The following is a 2,097-nucleotide window of genomic DNA, read 5'->3' as shown; positions in this document are numbered from 1 at the left end:
TAAGGTTGAAGGTTGAGAGCCGCTTTATTTTTTAACTTCAAACTTTTCGAATAAAAACTGAATAAACGACGTCACCTTTTGAGCCACAAATTTTCTATGCGGATAAATAGCAAATAAGCCAAATTCAAATGTTTTATAGTCCCGCATAACCTGCACAAGCTTACCCGATGCAATATCGTCTCTCACCACTATTTCAGGGATTAAGCCAATACCGCCACCCGCAACAACAACCTCTTTTACAGCTTGCGGATTATTAACCGAAACACGCGAGTTTACGCTTGCCGTTAATGCCTCACCACTTGGTGAAACTAGAGGCCAATGGCGACCTATTTTAAAGTTGCTATCAATCACTGTGGCGTGTTGCTCAAGCTCGCCAACACCTGTAGGTGCGCCAAAACGCTGAATGTATTCGGCTGATGCACATAAAATTAAAGGGTAACTGGTAATTTGCCTCGCGATTAAATTAGAGTCAGACACGCTACCAATTCTAATTGCTAAATCAACACCCTCTTCTAGCAAATCAATTGTTTTGTCTGAAAGCACTAAATCAATACTTAAATCGGGATAGCGACTCAATAACTCAGGCATTAACGGCGCTAGGTTTGATTCACCAAACGACACCGGTGCGCTTACCCGAAGCTTGCCGCTAGCAAGCGCTGTTTGACCCGATAAGTTATCGAGCATTTCGCTGTAGCTTTCAATTACAGGCACTACGCTTGCGTAGTAACTTTGCCCCGCTTCGGTAATCGAAATTCTGCGCGTGGAGCGGTTAAATAATCTAACCCCTAAGTCTTGCTCTACAATGCCCACGTATTTACTGACCAGCGCCTTTGAAAGCCCTAGTCTGTCGCCTGCGGCTGTAAAAGAGCCTGTTTCAACAACCGCGATGATTGTTTTAATGCCAATAATAGTATCCATGATTGTCAATATAGCATTGACATTAATTCCTTGCTAGCTCGGTTTTTCAAAACTGACAATAGTGAAAGAATAGCGTTACTAAAAATCACTATTCAAAATTAAAAACAGGACAACCCATGAGCAACCTAACACTATACCGTTTTACTTTATCTGGTCATTCACACCGTGCAGAGCTATTTACGTCACTTTTAAATCTTGATGTAAATATGGTTGATGTTGCACTACAAAACGGCGCACAAAAGCAAGCTGAATTTCTAGAAATGAATATTTTTGGACAAGTACCGGTACTTAAAAATAACGATGACGTTATTAACGATTCAAACGCTATTTTAGTTTACTTAGCGCAAAAATTTGATGCTAACAGAACCTGGTACCCTGAAGACGTAACTGTTCAAGCGCAAATTCAGCGCTGGTTGAGTGTTGCTGCGGGGCTTGTGGCTTCAGGCCCTGCTGCAGCGCGTTTAGTTACTGTGTTTGGCGCGCAGCTTGATCATAAAAACGCGATAAACATCGCCCATACATTATTTAAAACAATGGATGCGTATTTACAAAACCGTGAATACTTAGTCGGCATTCAGCCAACTATTGCCGACATTGCCAACTTTTCGTACATAGCACACGCACCAGAGGGCGGCGTATCACTTGAGCAATACCCAAATATTTTAAGATGGCTAAACAACGTTCGTAAACTTGATGGTTTTATAGCAATGCCTGAAACAAAAGCGGGTTTGCTAGCTTAGTTTTTTAAATTTTAATATTGTTTGGAAAGAGGCTATTTAGCCTCTTTTTTTGTATAGGTTAACTCTTTCCTTAATGATATTTATGATTGCCAATAACTTACATTCATAATGTGTAGAGCCAGCTGCAAATGTATTTTGGTGCGCTATATTCAAAATAAGCCTAATAAAACTTAGGAAATACTTTTCAGGACAACCTTGGTTTAGTATTATTTAAGTATGCAATGGAAGTATAATTCTTATATCAGCTTTAAGTGAATGGTGTAATTGTTAGTCGATTAAATAAATACGAATATACGTACATCTACATGGAGTTCAATCTATCAACTGGGTCAAAATAGAAAAAGTATTTCGGTTGTTTTTCCCCGAATTTTCCAACAAAGTTACTTGGGCTGTCATTATTACAGGACTTGGTTTAACCTCATCTTCAATTCTACAAAAT

At 39.4% G+C, this 2,097-nt stretch carries 2 protein-coding genes; one reads left to right on the top strand and one right to left on the bottom strand.

Going from position 1 to position 2,097, the window contains the following annotated elements; all coding sequences use genetic code 11:
- Positions 1–24 precede the first annotated feature (24 nt).
- Positions 25–918, bottom strand: coding sequence for a LysR family transcriptional regulator (locus GQR46_RS19040; protein WP_165742099.1), 894 nt, complete (start codon positions 916–918; stop codon positions 25–27).
- 116 nt (positions 919–1,034) lie between these two features.
- Between GQR46_RS19040 and GQR46_RS19035 the strand changes: the two genes are divergently transcribed.
- Entirely contained in the window at positions 1,035–1,658 is a 624-nt protein-coding gene (locus GQR46_RS19035; RefSeq protein ID WP_165742097.1) for a glutathione S-transferase, read from the top strand.
- The last annotated feature ends 439 nt before the right edge of the window (positions 1,659–2,097 follow it).

Origin of the sequence: Pseudoalteromonas sp. Z1A6, assembly GCF_011378745.1 — a bacterium.
Lineage (GTDB): Bacteria > Pseudomonadota > Gammaproteobacteria > Enterobacterales > Alteromonadaceae > Pseudoalteromonas > Pseudoalteromonas arctica.
The sequence above is the reverse complement of the archived record's forward strand: the minus strand, read 5'-3'. Positions and strand labels throughout refer to the sequence as shown.

What these genes read in the sequence shown, in the direction of transcription:
- GQR46_RS19040 (WP_165742099.1), bottom strand. Translation starts at nt 918, where the DNA reads ATGGATACTATTATTGGCATTAAAACAATCATCGCGGTTGTTGAAACA.
- GQR46_RS19035 (WP_165742097.1), top strand. Translation starts at nt 1,035, where the DNA reads ATGAGCAACCTAACACTATACCGTTTTACTTTATCTGGTCATTCACAC.